The sequence below is a fragment of the Tautonia sociabilis genome, from assembly GCF_003977685.1.
Taxonomy (GTDB): domain Bacteria; phylum Planctomycetota; class Planctomycetia; order Isosphaerales; family Isosphaeraceae; genus Tautonia; species Tautonia sociabilis.
Genome location: NZ_RYZH01000007.1, coordinates 114,505 through 132,009, shown reverse-complemented (window position 1 = coordinate 132,009; position 17,505 = coordinate 114,505). Strand labels below are relative to the sequence as shown.

General features: G+C 72.1%; 13 protein-coding genes and 1 tRNA gene. 8 read left to right on the top strand and 6 right to left on the bottom strand.

Annotation, left to right across the window (positions count from 1 at the left end):
• Positions 1 to 221: 221 nt before the first annotated feature.
• A complete protein-coding gene (locus TsocGM_RS05565; protein ID WP_158633388.1) occupies positions 222 to 3,260 on the top strand; it encodes a bifunctional diguanylate cyclase/phosphodiesterase in 3,039 nt (1,012 codons plus the stop codon).
• Positions 3,261 to 3,409: 149 nt separating this feature from the next.
• Here TsocGM_RS05565 and TsocGM_RS05560 read toward each other — a convergent pair whose 3' ends face one another.
• Entirely contained in the window at positions 3,410 to 4,135 is a 726-nt protein-coding gene (locus tag TsocGM_RS05560) for a PEP-CTERM sorting domain-containing protein (RefSeq protein ID WP_126724310.1), read from the bottom strand.
• Between the two features lie 501 nt (positions 4,136 to 4,636).
• Between TsocGM_RS05560 and polX the strand changes: the two genes are divergently transcribed.
• The 7 genes from polX to TsocGM_RS05525 all read left to right on the top strand — a co-directional run bounded on the left by polX (position 4,637) and on the right by TsocGM_RS05525 (position 11,156).
• Complete coding sequence (gene polX, locus TsocGM_RS05555; protein WP_126724309.1) at positions 4,637 to 6,364, top strand: DNA polymerase/3'-5' exonuclease PolX; 1,728 nt, start codon at positions 4,637 to 4,639, stop codon at positions 6,362 to 6,364.
• Positions 6,365 to 6,684: 320 nt separating this feature from the next.
• Positions 6,685 to 7,152 (top strand): DUF2203 domain-containing protein, encoded by a 468-nt coding sequence (locus TsocGM_RS05550; protein WP_126724308.1) that lies wholly within the window; start codon positions 6,685 to 6,687, stop codon positions 7,150 to 7,152.
• A gap of 279 nt (positions 7,153 to 7,431) precedes the next feature.
• Positions 7,432 to 8,106 (top strand): (d)CMP kinase, encoded by a 675-nt coding sequence (gene cmk, locus TsocGM_RS05545; protein ID WP_126724307.1) that lies wholly within the window; start codon positions 7,432 to 7,434, stop codon positions 8,104 to 8,106.
• Positions 8,103 to 8,777 (top strand): lysophospholipid acyltransferase family protein, encoded by a 675-nt coding sequence (locus TsocGM_RS05540; protein WP_126724306.1) that lies wholly within the window; start codon positions 8,103 to 8,105, stop codon positions 8,775 to 8,777. Before cmk ends, TsocGM_RS05540 begins: the two co-directional genes overlap by 4 nt.
• Positions 8,778 to 9,105: 328 nt before the next feature.
• On the top strand, positions 9,106 to 9,504 hold the full coding sequence (locus TsocGM_RS05535; protein WP_126724305.1) for a hypothetical protein: 399 nt from the start codon (positions 9,106 to 9,108) through the stop codon (positions 9,502 to 9,504).
• A 649-nt stretch (positions 9,505 to 10,153) separates the two neighbouring features.
• Positions 10,154 to 11,023, top strand: coding sequence for an SDR family NAD(P)-dependent oxidoreductase (locus TsocGM_RS05530; RefSeq protein WP_126724304.1), 870 nt, complete (start codon positions 10,154 to 10,156; stop codon positions 11,021 to 11,023).
• Between the two features lie 60 nt (positions 11,024 to 11,083).
• A tRNA-Val gene (locus TsocGM_RS05525) sits at positions 11,084 to 11,156 on the top strand.
• A gap of 97 nt (positions 11,157 to 11,253) precedes the next feature.
• Here TsocGM_RS05525 and TsocGM_RS05520 read toward each other — a convergent pair.
• The 5 genes from TsocGM_RS05520 to TsocGM_RS05495 all read right to left on the bottom strand — a co-directional run bounded on the left by TsocGM_RS05520 (position 11,254) and on the right by TsocGM_RS05495 (position 17,258).
• The gene (locus TsocGM_RS05520) at positions 11,254 to 12,663 is read right to left on the bottom strand and encodes a carbon-nitrogen hydrolase family protein (RefSeq protein WP_126724303.1); all 1,410 of its coding nucleotides are present in this window, start codon (positions 12,661 to 12,663) and stop codon (positions 11,254 to 11,256) included.
• A gap of 517 nt (positions 12,664 to 13,180) precedes the next feature.
• Positions 13,181 to 13,996, bottom strand: a complete 816-nt coding sequence (locus TsocGM_RS05510) for an ExeA family protein (RefSeq protein WP_233578379.1) — start codon at positions 13,994 to 13,996, stop codon at positions 13,181 to 13,183.
• Between the two features lie 114 nt (positions 13,997 to 14,110).
• Complete coding sequence (locus TsocGM_RS05505; protein ID WP_126724300.1) at positions 14,111 to 14,917, bottom strand: CpsD/CapB family tyrosine-protein kinase; 807 nt, start codon at positions 14,915 to 14,917, stop codon at positions 14,111 to 14,113.
• Entirely contained in the window at positions 14,904 to 15,386 is a 483-nt protein-coding gene (locus TsocGM_RS05500) for a hypothetical protein (protein ID WP_126724299.1), read from the bottom strand. Before TsocGM_RS05500 ends, TsocGM_RS05505 begins: the two co-directional genes overlap by 14 nt.
• 318 nt (positions 15,387 to 15,704) lie before the next feature.
• Positions 15,705 to 17,258 carry a hypothetical protein gene (locus tag TsocGM_RS05495; protein ID WP_126724298.1) on the bottom strand — a complete coding sequence of 518 codons (1,554 nt, stop codon included), beginning with the start codon at positions 17,256 to 17,258 and terminating at the stop codon, positions 15,705 to 15,707.
• Positions 17,259 to 17,505 lie beyond the last annotated feature (247 nt).

Below are 17,505 nucleotides of genomic sequence, written 5' to 3'. Positions count from 1 at the left end.
TTGGAATTAGGGTCCGGGCTCCGAAGCGTCCCGGGCCAACCGCGATTCCGAGAGGCCCGGACGGATGAGGGCGCGCCCGCCCCCGTTCCGACGTGCGAGGCCGGCGCATGACCGAATCGAACGGAGCGATCGGGCCGACGTACCCAAGGCGATCGGGGGCAGGCCGAAGGGGCGGCGGACAAGGTCCGTTGCGGGAGGGTCGGCCCGAGAGTCGGGACGGGTTGGCGTCGCTTGCGGAGGCGGTGGGCCGGGCGGCCATCATCGCGATCTTCGACGCCCGGGGCCGGATCCTCCACCTGAATGATCTCGGCTGCGCTGTGCTTGGTTGCTCCCGAGGCGAGGTGATCGGGAAGGGCCCCCGGCGGCTCGACGCCGGGGGGAGGGGGCCGGGTGCCCTCCGCGAGTGCCGGGCGGCCCTCCGCCGCGATCGTCGCTGGCGGGGAGAGGTTTGCCTGCGAGCCCGGGGGGGGCGGCTCGTCTGGATCGATGCGACGGTGGTTCCCTGCCTCGGGGCGAGGGGAAGGCCCGATCGTTTCCTCGCGGTCGGGTTTGAGGTCACGGAGCGGAAGCGGCTGGAGAGGGCGCTGCGGCAGGACGTGGCTCGGCTGGAGGCGGTGCTCGACAGCTCGGAGGCGGTCGCCTACCTGAAGGATCTGGAGGGGCGCTACCTGTTGATCAATCAAAGGTGGGCCGCGCTGTTCGGCGTCACCAAGACGAGCGTGGTGGGGAAAACCGACTACGATCTGTTCCCCGCCGAGATTGCCGACGCCTTCCGGAGGAACGACCAGCGGGCGCTGGAGGCGGGCCGGGCGATCGAGATGGAGGAGATCGCCCCGCATGAGGACGGGCCGCACACCTACCTGACGATCAAGGCTCCGTTGTTCGGGCCGGGGGGGGAGCCGTATGCGACCTGCGGCATCTCGACCGACATCACGCAGCGCAAGCGGACGGAAGAGGCGCTGCGCCAGAGCGAGGAGCGATTCCGCCGCGCCTTCGAATCGGCGGCCATCGGCATGGCGCTGCTGACCCCCGAGGGGAGGTGGTCGCGGGTGAACCGGGCCCTCTGCGAGATGGTCGGCTACAGCCAGGAGGAACTGCTGGCGACGACCTGCGCGGCGATCACCCATCCCGAGGATCGCGAGGTCGAGCGTCCGGTGGCCCGGGCGCTGCTCTCGGGGGAGCTGTCGCAGTATCGGGGGGAGAAGCGGTACATCCACAAGGACGGGCACGAGGTGTGGGCCCTGGTCAGCTCCTCGGTGGTGCGGGACGAGGGCGGGGCCCCGGTGCATTTCGTCGCTCAGATCGAGGACATCACGCCGAGGAAGCGGGCCGAGGCGGCGGTGGCCGAGCGGGCCCGCCTGGCCGAGCTGGGTTCGGAGGTGGGGCTCTGCCTGACCCGCCGAGGACCACAGCGGGAGATTCTCCAGCAGTGCGCCGAGGCGATCGTCCGTCGGGTCGATGTGGCGCTCGTTCGGATCTGGACGCTCGACGCGGGGGGAGAGGTGCTGGAGCTGAGGGCCAGCGCCGGCAAGTATACCCACCTCGACGGCCCTCACGCCCGGGTGCCGGTCGGTAGCCTCAAGATCGGTCGGATCGCCGAGGAGTGCCGGCCGTGTTTGACCAACGCGATCGTCGACGACCCGGACCTCTCCGACCTGGAGTGGGTGAGGAGGGAGGGGATGGTGGCCTTCGCGGGCTACCCGCTGCTGGTGGACGGCAGGCCGCTGGGGGTGCTGGCGGCGTTCGCCCGGCGGCCGCTCTCGGATCTGGAGTTTCAGGCGATGGGATCGATCGCCAGCGGTCTGGCCCTGGCGATCGAGCGCGAGCGGGCCGAGGCCCTGCTGGCGCACCAGGCGACGCACGACGGCCTGACCGGGCTGCCCAACCGGTGCCAGCTCATCCTTGAGATCGAGGAGGCGGTCCTCGAGGCGCGGAGGACCGGAGGGCGCTGCGCGCTGCTGCTGCTGGACCTGGACCGCTTCAAGGAGATCAACGACTCGTTCGGGCACCATCTCGGCGATGAGCTGCTCAAGCGGCTCAATCCCCGGCTGACCGGGGTGGTCCGCCCGACCGACCGGGTCGCCCGCCTGGGGGGGGACGAGTTCGGGATCTTGCTGCCCGGGGCCGACGAGGGGGGGGCCCTGGGAGCGGCCGATCGGATTCTGGCGGCGCTGGAGCGGCCGGTGGTGGTGGAGGGGAAGGCGCTGGTGGTTGGGGGGAGCGTGGGCATCGCGCTGTGCCCGGACCACGGGTCGGACGCGGCCACGCTGCTGAAGCGCGCCGACATTGCGATGTACGCCGCGAAGCGAGGCCGGCTGGGCCGGGTCCTGTACGCTTCGGAGCTGCCCGAGTGCACCCCGCAGCGGTTGCAGCTCATCGGCGACCTGAGGCGGGCGATCGAGGAGGGCCGGCTCCGGCTGCACTATCAGCCGAAGGTGGCGCTCCCGACGGGCGAGGTGGCCGGGGTCGAGGCGCTGGTCCGCTGGAATCATCCGACCGAGGGCCTGATCGCGCCGGGCCGGTTCATTCCGCTGGCCGAGCAGACGGGGATGATCCGGCCGCTGGGGAGGTGGGCGCTCTGCTCGGCCCTGCGCCAGTGCCGGACCTGGCGGGAGGCTGGGATCGGCGTGGGGGTGGCGGTGAACCTCTCCCCCTGCAACCTGCACGACGAGCAGCTCGTGCCGACGATCAGCGAGCTGCTGGAGGCCTCGGGGGCCAGCCCCGGGTGGCTGACGCTTGAGGTCACCGAGACGGCGATGATGGAGGACCCAGCGCACGCCCGGCGGGTGCTGGAGCTCCTGCATGAGATGGGGATCCGCGTGTCGATCGACGACTTCGGCACCGGCTACTCATCGCTGGCGTTCCTCAAGGAGCTGCCGGTCGACGAGGTGAAGGTCGACCGCTCGTTTGTCCGGGACATGCTGGGGAGCGTCCGGGACGCGAGCATCGTGCGGGCGGTGATCGACTTGGGGCACAACCTGGGGTTGCAGGTGGTGGCCGAGGGGGTGGAGGACGGCGAGACGGCGCACCAGCTGGCCCGGTGGGGCTGCGACCTGGCCCAGGGGTACCACTTCGCCCCGCCTTTGCCGCCGCCGAGGTTCGCCGCCTGGCGGGCCGGCCGGTTCCGGTCGGGGGAGGAGTCGGGAGGAGGCCTGGCGCCGCTGCCTTCCTCGGGAGGGCCGGGGCCAGAGGCGGGGGAGCTTGTCGCCGACTCGCGGAGCGGGACGGGATGGGAGGGGGTGGCGGCCCAGGAGGGCTAGCGCCCGAGTCGGGTCGGGGGAGCCTCCCCGAGACGAGAGACGGCCGGCCGTCCCCTCGCCCGGGACGGCCGGCCGCGTTGGCTCAGTCAGGTCTGCAGAGGTCTCCGCTCCGAGGAGCGGGTGCCGCGGAGGTTGGCGGGGGGCCGCACTCAGGCGGCGGGACGGCGACGGTGACGCCGGTAGAGCAGCGCCGCGCCGCCGCCGAGGAGCACGACGAGCGTCGTCGGCTCGGGGATCGGGAACGGCTCGGGGGAGTTGTAGGATCGGATGTTGCTGACCGGCTTCAGCCCCGTGAAGTCGTTCGCGAACGAGCCCTCGAAGGTGCTCTCGATCAGGGGGGTGAACTCCATGTAGGCGGAGTCGCCGTAGAACTTGGCGAGCTCGCCTCCGGTGATGGCGATCTCGGCGTCGAAGGTGTCGAGGCCGAGCTGGGGCATGCTCGTTCCACCCAGGTCGAGCCAGCCGAAGTTGGTGGGGGTACCGGTGAGCAGGATGCCCTCGAAGGTCTGGCCGTTGGCCTCGATCTTCCCCTTCAGCTCGTAGAAGTTCAGCGGGTCGTCGATGACGTTCCCGCTGCTATCGAGCACGACGCGGAGGAACTGGGACTTGTTGGCCCCGTCGGGGTTGTCGATGGGGAAGGAGGAGGTTTCGGAGCCGGCGATCTCCCAGGGGGTGTTGGTGACGGTGAGCACGCCGCGCTGGGAGGCCTCGTCGTAGTCGTATTCGATCCGGCCGTTGATGGCGGCGGCCAGTACATCGGGGAAGGCGAGCTTCGGGTCGTTCCGAATCAGGTTCGCCCGGGCGGGGCTGCCGGACAGGGCAGTCGCCCCGGCGATCAACCCGATGACGGCGACGTAGTGACGCATCCGGTGCATGGGAACTCCTTCGGTCCGATCGCGATGGGGAGACCCCGCTCGGACCTCAATCACTTGCGACTCACGCCAGCTCGTCCCCGTCTCGCGCCCATCCTGTGGCGCGAAGGACGGCGGGGATCGGCGACATCGTCCGCGGTCCGCGAGGCGATCCAGTCCGTGCCGCCCGACTGGGCGACCGAGGCAGGCCCGGCGCGGAGCGCCGGGCGGCGAAGGCGGGCGGATCGGGAGGTGTCGAATCAAGGGTGGTCGCCCGACCCCGGCCTCGGGGCCGTCGGGTCGTTCTGCGGATCTCCGGGAGACGGCTGGGGGCCCGATTTCTCGGTCCTGCACCCCATCCCCCTAAAGACGGGGCGAACAATACTCCGACATCTTCGGGCTGTCAACGCGGAAATTCCCTTCGTCTAAAGGTGGGGGGCGGCCCCCCCGGATCTCCTCCCGGGGGGCCGGAGCCGATCGCATGGCCGGGGCCCCCCCGGACCCGACCGATGGAGCCCCCCGACCATGAGATCCGCCGACGTCGCCCGCATCCTCGACGAGATGGGCACCCTGCTGGAACTCAAGGGGGAGAACCCCTTCCGCTGCCGGGCCTACCACAACGCCGCCGATGCGGTGCGAGGGCTGGGGGACGACCTGCCCGATCGGATCGCCTCGGGCAAGCTGGCCGAGGTGCCGGGCATCGGCGAGACGATCCAGCGGAAGATCATCCAGCTGGTCACCACCGGATCGCTCCCGTCTTACGAGCAATTGCGGGCCGAGCTGCCCCCGGGGCTGGTGGCGCTGCTTCGGGTTCCCGGGCTGGGGCCGAAGAAGATCAAGGCGTTGCACGAGGCGCTCCAGATCGAGAGCCTGGCCGACCTGAGGAGAGCGGGCGAGTCGGGGAAGATCGCCGGCCTGAAGGGATTCGGAGCCAAAACGCAGCGGAAGATCCTGGAGGGGCTGGCCTTCGTCGAGTCGACCGGCGGCCGCATTCTGCAGAGCACGGCCTGGAGGCTGGTGGCGCCGATCGTCGAGGCGGTGCGGTCGTGTCCGGGGGTGGTGCGGGTGGAGGTCTGCGGCAGCCTGCGGAGACGGCTGGAGACGATCGGCGATCTGGATGTGCTGTTCGCCGCTGAAGACCCGGTTCCGGTGCTCGACCGCTTCGTGGGCCTGCCGGAGGTGGCGGCGGTGCTCTCCCACGGCGAAACCAAGGCCAGCGTCCGCCTGGCCGGGGGGGTGCAGTGCGATCTGAGGGGGGTGCGGCCCGAGCAGTTCCCCTTCGCCTTGCACTACTTCACCGGGTCGAAGGCGCACAACATCGCCCTGAGGAAGCGGGCGATCGCCCGGGGGCTCCGGCTCAACGAGTACGGGCTGGAGGGGCAGGAGGGGCCGATCCCCTGCTCGTCGGAGGAGGAGCTGTTCCAGGCCCTGGGGCTGCACCCGATCCCTCCGGAGCTTCGCGAGGACCGAGGCGAGATCGAGCGGGCCGAGGCCGGGCCGATCCCCCCCCTGATCGAGCGGAAGGACCTGACCGGCACGTTCCACTGCCACACCGACTGGAGCGACGGCGGCAACACCCTGCTTGAGATGGCCGAGGCCGCCCGGGCCCGGGGACTATCGTACCTGGGGATCGCCGACCACTCGCGGTCGGCCGGCTACGCCGGGGGGCTGAGCATCGACCGGGTGCGTCGCCAGGGGGAGGAAATCGACGCGCTGAACGACCAGCTTGGCCCCGACTTCCGGCTGTTCAAGGGGATCGAGTGCGACATCCTGGCCGACGGAACGCTCGACTACCCCGACGAGGTGCTCGCCGGGTTCGACTACGTGGTGGCCAGCGTCCACTCGAACTTCGGCCAGCCGATCGGCGTGATGACGGCCCGGATCGTCAGGGCGGTGCGCCACCCGATGGTGACGATGCTCGGCCACCCGACCGGCCGCCTGCTGTTGAGGAGGGACGGCTACGCGGTCGACCTGGAGGCGGTGATCGCCGAGGCGGCGGAGGCGGGGACCCTGATTGAGATCAACGCCAACCCGCACCGGCTGGACCTGGACGCCGAGCATTCCCGGCGGGCCCGGGATCGGGGCGTGAGGCTGGTGATCAACCCGGATGCTCACGCCGTCGGCGGGCTGGACGACCTGGACTACGGAGTCGGGGTGGCCCGCCGCGCCGGGCTCGGGCCGTCGGACGTGTTCAACACGGCGCCGCTTTCCCGGATCGCCGCCGAGTTGCGACCGGGAGGCGCCGGGGCCTGATCGCGTCGATTCTTCGAGCGGGCGTTGTCGGGACGACCTTGCGATTGAGGCCTCGTCTCCTATAATACGCGTGCCGGGCGCTCAGATGCAGGACGCTGGCCCGCAGCGCGGGGACCGAGTCGGTCGGTCCGATGCCGCAAGACGATGCCGTCGCGCCTCCCGGCCCCTCCGGGACGATCGGGGTCCGTCCGTGACCGTCTCCGTCCTCCCCGCCGCCTTCGAAACGACGGGTGCCCGAGCCCCTCCCCGCCGCTGGCACACCATCGCCGATGATTCGGGTCCGACCCTCCCCGGGCCCCCGATGCAAGGGATCAACCGCCATGGAACAGCCGAAGTCGGTTGCCTCGGGACGCCGCTACTTCTCGGTCGAGGAGGCCAACCGGGCCCTGCCGTTGGTCCGGGTGATCGTGGCTGACATTGTTCGGCAGTGGCAGGTCGTCAGCGAACTGGAGCAGCGGCTGGCCCCCGTGCTCGAGCGTCGCAAGGCGTCGAAGTCCGAGGACGACCCTTACGACGCCGAGCTGGCCAGCCGACGCGCCGAGCTGGCCGCCGAGCAGGACACCTTCCGCTCCTACCTGCACGAGCTGGAGAAGCTGGGCGTCGAGCTGAAAGGGGCGCACAACGGCCTCTGCGACTTCCCCAGCCTCCGGGACGGCCGGGAGATCTACCTCTGCTGGAAGCTCGGCGAGCCGGAAGTCTCCCACTGGCACGAACTGCACTCGGGCTTCTCCGGCCGCCAGCCGATCGAGGATCTTGAGCCCTCGCACGCCGCCGAGCCGGCCGTCTGAACGCGGGCCGCCCTCCCGGATCGGAGGGCCGGCCTTCCTCCTCCTCCTAAGGCCGGGCGCACGACGCCAGATCGAGCGATCAGGAGACGGAGTCCCGGGATCCGTCCTCGTCGATGCGTCCGGAACGGAGGCCGACGGGGCGCGGTCGGCCGGGCGATCGCCCTTCCCGGACGAAGGGGCCCGGCGATAGACTCGGTGCTGGCCGGAGGCCCCGGGGAGGACCGGGGTCGGGACCGGGTCGGATCGCGAGCGGGGCCGGGCAGGGAGGGCGTCGGGCTGATGCGCCGAGTGGTGACGATCGACGGGCCGGCCGGTTCGGGAAAGAGCACCGTGGCCCGGATCGTGGCCGATCGGCTGGGCTGGCGGCTGCTGGACACCGGCGCCATGTATCGCGCGGTGGCCCTGGCGGCGCTTCGGGCCGGGCTGGATCTGGCCGATGAGAAGGCCGTGGGCGCCCTGGCCGACCGGCTGACCGTCTCGCTGCCGCCGGGTCGGGTGCTGCTGGATCACGATGATGTGACCGCCGCGATCCGGACGGTCGAGGTGACTCGGGTCACCCGATTCGCCGCCGACAACCCGGCCGTCCGGCGCCGCCTGGCCGCCTGGCAGCGCGCCTTCGCCGCCGAGAACGACACGATCACCGAGGGACGCGACCAGGGTACGGTCGTCTTCCCCGACGCCTCCTGCAAGTTCTTCCTCACCGCCGACCCGGTCGAGCGCGCCCGGCGACGACACGCCGAGTTCCTGTCCCGGGGGGAGTCGATCCCCCTGGCGGAGGTTCTTCGGGACCAAGAGGAGCGCGACGCCCGGGATGCCTCCCGAGCGATCGCCCCGCTGCGGCCGGCCGAGGACGCGACGGTGATCGACACCACCGGCCGGACGATCGACGAGGTGGCCGCGATCATCGAGGCCGCCGCCCGCTCCTGCCGATCCCCCGAGCCCCCCGCGCCATGACCCCCGACGACTGCCCCTCGCCCCGGGACCGCTCCCTCCCGGCGCTGGCCTTCTACCGAACCGCCCAGGGCCTTGTCCGGCTGCTGTTCGCGCTTCTTGGGGGCTTCCGCGTGACCGGCCGGGAGCACGTGCCCGACCGAGGGGCGACGCTGCTGGTTTCCAATCACCTGAGCTTCTGGGACGTGTTCGTGCTGGGCTCGGGAATCTCCCGCCCGCTGAACTTCGTCGCGCGGTCCTCGCTGTTCAAACCGATGCTCGGATGGCTGATCCGGTCGCTGGGCGGCTTCCCGATCCAGCGTGAGGGGATCGGCGTGCAGGGGTTCAAGGAAACGCTCCGCCGCCTGAAGCGAGGGGGCATTGTCGCCCTCTTCCCCGAGGGGACCCGATCCCCAGACGGCGCCCTGCAACCGCTGAAGCCCGGCATCGCCCCGCTGGCGACGAGGGCCCGCGTCCCGATCGTTCCCGTCGGCATCGCTGGCACCTTCGAGGCCTGGCCCCGCCATCGCCGATTCCCCCGCCCCCACCCCCTTCGCCTGCACATCGGCCCCCCGATCGTCCCCGAGGAGCTCGATTCCCTCTCCCCCGAGGAGGCCGCCGCCCTGATCCGGGAACGCATCCAGCAGGCCGTCGACGCCGCCCGCCTCGGCCTCGCCCCCCGCCCCCCCGGCTGATTCCCTCGCCTTCGTCAAGGAGGCCGGGCGGCCGAACCTCCGACAGCGGCCAGCGGCCAGCGGCCCTCCCCCCCGGGGCGTCCGCCCTGCGTTCGGAAAATTCCGGTTGGCCGATTGGTCCCGTTCCGTTAGAGTCCCGATCCGCCGGCCGGGCCGCCCCGGCGGCGGCCTCATCCCGATCCCGTCGCCAAGGTCCGGGGTCTGCCGGACGATCTCCCTGGGCTCGGGGCGACGGGGAGCAATCGGAGGTTGAACCCGGCGCCGGGAGGCCCGGGGGAGCCGACCGGCATCGAGGCCGGTGGCGAACCTTCGGCACAGGAGCATCGCCATGCGACGCGTCTCGATGCCGTGGCGGCCCGGCCCGGCGGGCCTGGCCCTCGCCCTGGCCGCGCTGGCGTCCGCGGCCGGCTGTACTCGCAATTACTATATCTACGGGGAATCGCCCGCTTATATGGTCCCCGGCGAGACGGTCGTGCTCGACGAGGTCTGCGAGCTGCCCAGCCGGGTCTTCTCCACCAGCCCGGCTCCGTCGGTGGCCTCGAAGGGGTCGGCCGTCTCGGAGGCCCCCGATGACCCGGACGTGGTGGCCAGCTCCGGCTCCCGGTCCTCCCGGGTCGTGATCAGCCGGCCCAGCTCCGGCCCGATCTCCGGCAACTGGATCGCCCGAGGGAGCCGCACCGTCACCACCCGGACCCAGGGGAGCGCGGATCTCTCCCGGATCGAGTAAAGCCGCCACCGTCGCTCGCCGGCCTCGGACGAATCGGAGCCGTTTCTCCCCCCGAGAGTCCGGCGCCCGTTCGCCCCTCCCCGATCTCCCGGTCTGCGGATGGCGCAAGGGCTCGGCTCCCGGTGTCGTCCGAGTCTCCCCCGATCGCCGCTCCTCCCCCAGATCCGGGGAGGGAGACGGACCGGGGCCGCGACCTCCGGCCGATCCGATTGGGCCATCGCTTGCCCAGACGAGAGGCTGGGGGGACGCAACCGTCGGATGGATCGGCGGCGTTCTCCTCGGGAGAATGACCCGAATGGTCTTCCCTCCGAGTCGGGAACCCGACCGCTCGGGTTCCGCGGTCGGAGCTCGAGGCACCCGAACCCCGGCCGCCCGCCGGGGCCGACGCCCCGGCCCCGACCGCTTGACTTCCCGGATCGTCGCTGGTGTCAAGTCGACCCTAAAGGCGAGGGCTCCCCAACGGGGGTCGACACGACTCCGGCCTTCCCGGGTTCTCCTCGTGCGTCACTGCGACCGGTAACATCCGGTTGGCCGAGGCGCTCCCGGCCGTCAAGGCCGTCTCGGGGCGGGGAATTCCGGCAATCCGACCGATCAATTGCTTGTCATCGACTCCGCCTTCATCCCCAGCGCCGAGGAGGACGTCTGAACGATGCCCCGCCGCCGCCGAGAATCGTTCCAGGGGGCGAGGTGCCTGGTCACGGGCGCCTCGTCGGGCATCGGGGCCGCCTTCGCTCGCCGGCTGGCGGCGGAGGGGGCTCGGGTGGTGGTCACCGGCCGGTCGGCTGACCGGCTGGAGGCGGAGGCTCTTGCCCTGGTCGAGGCCGGCGCCCGTCCCGGCGACGTTGTGGCCGTGGCCGCCGACCTGACCGACCCCGACGACCGGCGGATGCTGCTCGACGTCTCGGCCGACCGCCTCGGCGGCGCCCTCGACCTGGTGGTCAACGCGGCCGGCGTCGGCGCGTACGGAAGGTTCGAGTCGCACGACCCGGCGGTGCTCCGCCAGGTCTTCGAGATCAACGTCTTCGCCCTGGCCGAGCTCTGCCGAGGGGCCCTTCCCCTGCTGCGCAAGGGGGACCGGCCGGCGGTGCTGAACGTCGGCTCGATCGTCGCCCGCCGCGGCCTCCCCGGCCGCCCGGAATACTCGGCCAGCAAGTTCGCCGTCGCCGGCCTGACCGAGTCGATCCGGGCCGAGTGGGCGATCGACGGCATTCACGTCCTGCTGCTGAACCCTGGGTTCACCACCACCGCGTTCGAGCGGAACCTGCTGGTCCACACGGCGGTCTACCGCACCGAGTCCCAGCGCAGCATGTCCCCCGACGCCGTCGCCCGAGCCGGCCTCGACGCCCTCCGCCGGGGCCGCAACGAGGTGACGCTCACCGGCCGAGGCCGCCTGCTGCTGGCCGTCAACCGCTACCTTCCCCGCCTCGTCGACTGGGGCTTCGGCCGTTGGACCCGACGCCTCTACGCCGACCACGCCTCCCTCTCCGCCGCCGAGTCCCGCTCTGCTTCCCCCTCCTGATTCTCCTCCCCTTTGCCCGGAGCATCCCCTCTCCGCTAGAATCGACCGGGCTGACACACCGGGCGATTAGCTCAGCGGCGAGAGCGCCTGCCTTACACGCAGGACGTCGGGGGTTCGAATCCCTCATCGCCCATTGTCATCCGTCTGGGAGACTCCGGGAGACAGGGTGCCGGGCGAGTTTGATCGGTTCGAGGATGGCGGCGGGAGGCCCCGGGGCCGATGGGTCGGGATCAGGGAGCGGAGCCCGCCTCCCGTTCCGAGTCGGTCGCCGGCCGGTGGCGGGCGATCTTCGAGCGGAAGTCGCCCAGGCTTGGCCACTCGGTCGGGTCGTTCAGGTCGACCTCGGCCACGGCGACGGTTCCCCACTCGGTCGCCTGGGAGAGCACGGCGCCGGAGCGGTCGTAGACGGCCGAGATCATCCAGTTCGAGGAGACGTCCTCGTAGGTGCTGCTGACCACGAAGACGTGGTTCTCCGCCGCCCTCGCCTCGGCGAGGTGGGGGTTGCAGCCCCAGACGGGCCAGGCGATCACCTCGGCGCCGTTGATGGTCAACTGCCGGGCGACCTCGGGGAAGAAGCCGTCGTAGCAGATCATCAGGCCGAGCTTGCCGAACCTCGTGTCGAAGACCGGGTAGTCGGATCCGGGCATGATCCCGGCGTCCGATTCGCTGGTGGGGAGGGTGACCTTGCGGTACTTGCCGACGAGCGAGCCGTCGGGGCCGAGCAGGGCGGCGACGTTGTAGATCAGGTGGCCGTCCCGCTCCACCAGCCCGGCGACGACGTACAGGTCGTGCTCCTTCGCCAGCCGGCCGAAGTACTCGGTCGAGGGCCCGGGGACCGGCTCGGCGACCTCGGCGAAGGACTTGCCGGAGCCGAAGTAGGTGAGCGTCTCGGGCAGGACGACCAGGTCGGCCCCCTGCCGGGCGGCCTCGGCGATCAGCGGGGCGAACTGCTCGCGCTTGGCCTCGGGGGTCGAGCCGTCGACGGGGCGATGGTGGACGGTCGCCAGCCGAACCGTCCGGCTCGGGAGGGGCTCGGCGGGCTCGAACGAGACGGCCCCCCACTCGACCCGGCCGCCGGGGGAAGGCCAGCGGAGCCGAAGCTCGACCACCGCGCGGGTGGCCTTCCCCGGGGCGAGGTAGGTTCCGGAAACCTCGGTCCAGCCCTCGGGGTCGGTCGGGCCGTCGCTGGGGTGCTCGGCCTCGGCGGGGGCGTCCTTCCAGTGCCTGAGGAAGCCGGGCACCAGGCCGCGATCGTTCGGGACCTTGCGGCCGTCGTCGTCTTGCCACCGGATCATCGCCAGCGCGCTGATCCGGGGAAGGGCGACCCCCGAGGTCCTCCGGAACGCCCGGAAGCGGTAGGTCTTCCCTCCCTCGACCGGGAAGGTGGCGATCCAGGCGCCATCGAGCCCGTCTCGGTCGTCGGCCGCGATGATCAGCCGGGGAGCGTTGCCGGGCCCGCCGTCCGGCTCGGAGAAGAACTCGGGCCGGATCTCGTCCCGGGGGGCCTCGGCCCGCCACTGGACCGCTCCCGGAGGCGTTGTCGCTCGGGGGTCGTCGGCCCGGGAGGGGATCGAAGCCAGGACGGCCGTCGCGAGGGCGGCCGGCGCGACCCGGAAGATGCTCGTGATCGGGACGTTCATGGCCGGTGCTCCCGCCGGCCGTTCGGCCCCGAGCCGATCCGGGCCGGCCCCCCGAGGCTATCGCGGCGGCCCCGGCCTTCGCAAGCGAGGTCCGGCCCGATCAGAGCGGGCCGATTCTCCCCGACTCGGCCGGGAGGTGTCCGGACGGGCCGACCCAATCCGGACGACGGCCGGCCTCCGCTCGCTCATCGGGAGGACCCGGGGCGGTTCCCGCCCGAGGGCGATCAGGAGCTCGGACCCGGTGCGGTCGAACTGTTCGAAGGCCCGTCGCTGCGCCTCGGCGATGGCCGAGGAGGCGTCGGGGATGCGGGCGATCGCCCCGAGGACGATCGCGAGGGCGGTCAGGTGGAGCCGGGGATCCGCGGGCAAGCCGAGGCGCATTGGAGCGCTCCGATCGGTCGCGCTCGCCTCCGGCGTGACGGTCGCGAGGGAGAGGTGGGATTGGACCTGAATGAGGACTTGTTCGAGGATCGCGGCTCGGGTCAAGCCCGGCCGCCGACCCGAAGTCCCTGAAGCCTCAGGCGGCGATCGGGTCGGGGGTCGCCTCTCGAGAGGCCAGGTCGAGGCATCGGGAGTCGGGGCGGGGGAGGCCCTCGGCGAAGGCCAGCAGCAGGGCGAGGTCGGCCAGGCGGTTCAGGCGTCGGGGGAGGCCGTCGGCCATCCGGTACATGGCGGCCAGTTGCTCCCGGTCGAACAGGGGACGCCGGGCGCCGGCCGCCGCCAGCCGGCCGGTCACGTAGGCCGCCGACTCCTCCTCGGTCAGCGGGCCGAGGCCGTACCGGGCGGTCAGGCGATCGTCGAGGCCCGGCGGCAGGCGGAGCAGCACCTCCGGGGTCCCGACCAGCAGCAGCCGGAGGTCGGGAGGGCCGGCGCCGGCGAGGTTCTGGAGCAGGCGGAGGGCCTCGAAGGTGGCCGGGTCCTCGATGAGCTGGGCCTCGTCGACGACCAGCAGGACCGGCCTGCCCCGAGCGGCCGGCCCGGCCAGTTGCCCCCGAAGGCGGCGGAGGGTGGCGTGCATTCCCGGAGGCTCGGCTCGGGCGGTTCGTTCCAGGCCGTCCAGCTCGTCGGCGAGGAAGGCGAGCAGCTCGGCGGGGGACATGGCCGGGAAGCCCAGCAGGACCGACCGGCCTCCCAGCTCCCGGGCCAGGGCCGAGGCCACCAGGGTCTTGCCCGACCCCGGGGGCCCGAACAGCAGGGCGGGCCCCTTCCCGTGCTCCAGGCCGTACCGGAGCCGGCGCCGGGCCGCCTCCCGGCTCGGCAGCGGCACCATCATCGAGGGGTCGGTCGACTCGCCGAAGGGCAGGGCCGTCAGGCCGAAGTGATCCTGGTACACGATCGGCTCCCGGGGCCGCCGCGGCCCTGCTCCCCTGTCGGACGCGCCGGGAGCTCTCCCGGCGGCCCTCATCCGGCATGCGTGCTCATCCCCCCGTTCGTCCGGGGCCGCCGCTCAGACGAACGTCTCCGCCAGCCCGAGCAGCGGGACGCCTCCGGCGTCGAGCACCTCTCTGGCGCGCAGGAGCGTTCGGTCGCCGGTCAAGGCCCGGTGGGTGACCAGCACGGCGGCGTCGACGGCCCGGTGGAGCACGGCGGCGGAGAGGCCGGCGAACAGGGGACTGCCGTCGATGAGCACGAACTCATAGTCGCGGCGGAGCCGGGCCATGAGGCACGACCAGCCGGGGCTGTTGAGGAACTCGCGGGGGCGGGCGACCGGCCCTCGCAAGGGGAGGATGCTCAGGTGGTCGTCGGGCGCGTGCATGATGGCGTCGGCGGCCGGCACGCCATCAAGGACCACGTCGTCCAGGCCGGATCGCGGGCGAAGGCCCAGCAGTCGGGCGATCATCGGGCCGCCGAGGTCGCCGTCCACGAGCAGGACCCGACCGGGGCGGCGGGCCAGGGCCCGGGCGACGGTCAGAACCAGGGTCGTCCGCCCTTCGGCCCGGTGGCAACTGGTCACCAGCAGCACGCGGACCCCCTCGAGGTCCCGGGCCTCGATGAGCCGGTCGGCCAGCCGCTCGAACCGGGCGCCGTGCTCGCGCTCGAGCGCCCGAACCGTCGCCGGCCAGTTCAGGGTGACCGTGGCGGCGCCGGGGACGAGAAAGTGGGGCGGGGGAGGGGCCGGGGAGGGCTCCCGGGCCTCGGCGGGGGGGAGGGAGTCGGTGGAGCAACGGCGCGGGGAGGAGGCCGACCGGGAGGGGTCTCGGTATCCGGCCTCCTTGCCGTAGGCCTCGGCCAGGGCGCGATCAATCTCTCTCATCGCCGTGCTCCTCGTCGCCGTCTCCCGGCAGGAGATAGCCCGGGAAGGCCACCGGCGGCCCTTCGGCCCACGGATCCGGGTCGATCGCCCCGGCCGGCTCGGGGATCGGGGAACGCAGCTCGATCGCGAACGGGTCGGGGAGGGTGGCCGGCCCGGCCTCCAGGGCCGAGGGGGAGGGCGAGGGCCGGACGTCGTCGGCGCCGGGCCATCGGCCCCGGAGCCCAAGCCACGCCGGGCCCGCCGAGGCGGCGACGATCCCGACGATCCCCAGCGCCAGGCGGACCTCCCGGCGGAGCCGGCGCCGGACCTGACCGGCGGCCGCGACGCGAGCGGAGGAGGGCCGGCGGGCCTGGTGCGGTCGGTTTCCCGGCAGGGTCGGGACCTCGATCAGCACCGGCGGTGGGGAGAGCCGGGATGGCCCCGTCCGACCGGGCGCGGGCGCCTCGCGGACGAGAGAGGTTCCGATCATGGGAGGGGTCCCGGTCGGGTGTCATCGAGGTGGAGCCCAGTCCCGAGGAGACGGGAAACCCTCCCGGTTCCTCGGGGGCCGGGGTCCCGCCACCTGTTCCCGATGATCGTCCTGCCCCCGTGGCAAACTTGAACGGCCGTGCCGACGATGATGGCCGCCGTCGTCGACCCGGGCGGTTGTGCCGAGGGTGAGGAAAACGCGGGACTTCCGTCCTGTCGGGAGAGGAGGCCGGGTTCGGTCCCCCCCGTGGAAAACGACGCGACCCCCGAGCGGCCGGAAGGGCCGCTCGGGGGTCGATCGCGGGAGAGGGGAGGGGGCTCAGCGGGAGAAGAGCCGGGAGAGGACGCCTCGGCGAGGGGTCGGGGCTCCGGGCAGTCCGTCGCCGGAGCCGAGGCCGCCGAAGACCGGGGCCCGGCCGGCCTCGAAGGTGGACACCGGCCGGAACTGCGGAGGAGAGCCAGCGAACCGGCCGATCATGCCGCCGCCGTTGGCCAGGTCGATCGCCCGGATGTTCGCCTCGGTGACAAAGGGGTTGTGCCCCTGCCACCGGGTGTCGTTGGCCAGCTCCAGCACGTTCAGCGGGGCGTACATCGCGTCTCCCCGGACGGCCACCCAATCGCACTGGTAGGCCTTGGACTGGTCGATCTCGCCGTCGAGCCCGTAGACCAGTGTGTATTCATAGATGGCCACCCGGGGCTTGGGGTCGCTCTCGTTCAGGTTCGACCCGGTGTTCGTCTCGACCTCGACGACCAGGCGAACCGAGCGCTCTCCCTTGCCAGGCTGGGCGTAGTAGGTGGTCGTGACCTTGCCGATGCCCTGGTTCCAGACCTCGTTCGGGGTGCCGTTGGGGGGGAAGGCTCTCATGTTGGACAGCAGCGCCTGGCGCTGACCTCGGACGTGCTGCTCGAGCATCCGGTGCACCTGGGGGGCGAAGCGGTCGGTCACGTCCGGGCCGGGGCGGGGGGGACCAGCGGGGATGTCGGTGGCGTAGTCGGCGATCCGGTGGTTGAGGTGGTTCTCCCCCAGCTCGGCCCAGAGGGCCTTCAGCTCATCGCGGGTCATGCCCGATCCCGGGGCGGGAACCGGCTCGTTGAGCAGGATCGACGCCACGGCGCCGCCGAGGCAGTGGCCCGGCCAGCGGTTGATGTCCTGGTTTTGGGCGTTGGCCGCCTCCCAGCCCCGGGCGTTGGAGCCGAAGAGCTGGTCGTACTTCAGCAGGGGGGAGGGGGTGGAGAAGAGGGTGCCGTCGGGCCCGCGCCAGGTCAGGTCGTCGTAGAGGTTGGGGAACCAGGTGGAGGTGTCGCCGGGGGCGGGCATGGTTTCCAGGATGCCGTTGGGGCCAGGCAGGACGATGTCCTGGCCCGGGGCGATGTAGGCTCCCGGAGTGGCGACCAGCCGGTCGTCGCCGTTGACGTACCGGGTGTCGACCCTGCCGTTGCCGCCAACCCAGGGCTCATGGATCGAGTCCCCCTTGGTCGGCCAGTAGTAGAAGTTCCAGGGGCGTCGCGCCGCCTCTCCGACCTGGACGAACCGGGTCGAGACGGAGTAGGGAGCCTCGGCCCCCCGGACCGCGAAGGTGTACCAGCCGTGGCGGTCGCGGCCGACCTCGCCGCCGTTGGCGCGAGGCCGGCCATCGGGGCCCAGCAGCTCCTCCACGCGGCCGGAGCTGGCCGAGATTGTCAGCTCGCCCCCGTATCGGGTGGGGATATACACCCCGAAGTACCGGTCTCCCTCCTGTCCGGGCAGCGTACCGCCCAGGGGGACCGGTTGCACCCGTTCCTGCGGCGTCCTCGCCGCGGCGCAGGTCGGGATCGCCGCGAGGGCGACCAAGGCCCAGACCGCGAACCCGCTGAGCCCGTTGCCGATGCGCATGTTGCCTCCAGTCATTCCCGACGTTGGATTGTGTCGCCCTGTCCTCAAGCCCCGCCGCGCGGGATCCATCCCGGGCTCGGGGGGGCGCTGCTTCGGCGAGCCGTGCCCCAGTGGTTTCGGCCGCCCCGATCCGAGGGGTCGATGCAGATTGAGTCCCCCGCTGCCGCGGGCCTCCGAGGTTCGTTAAACCCCCTAGAGTCCGTCTGCTTGCCATCCCGCCCCGGCTCGCGAAAACCTTCATCCCCCG